The sequence below is a fragment of the Pseudomonas sp. AC463 genome, assembly GCF_979253585.1.
This window is the reverse complement of the sequence record NZ_CEEDDZ010001239.1, coordinates 1-231: the sequence shown is the minus strand read 5'-3', so window position 1 is coordinate 231 and position 231 is coordinate 1. Positions and strand designations below refer to the sequence as shown.

General features: G+C 66.7%; 1 pseudogene. It reads left to right on the top strand.

Annotated features, from left to right (window positions below):
• Window positions 1–231, top strand: a pseudogene (locus tag AC0IYH_RS34260) (hypothetical protein); the annotation flags it as partial.

Here is a 231-nt window from a genome sequence, read left to right as displayed (position 1 = left end):
GATCAACTCCGGCGACCTCGTGTCGATCGCCGAGGTGGTCCGCGACCTGTTCCGCGCCGACGACCAGCCCGAGCAGAGCTATTCCGAGCGTCAGATCTTTGAGGCCGCGACCAGCCGTCTGGCCCGCGAACTCGCCGCGATGGAAGAACTCGACGAGCCCAAGGCGCAGGAGAAGATCCTCGAGATCCTCCGCGCCGCCGCCGCGATCTACAACAAGGACAAGCCCGCCGC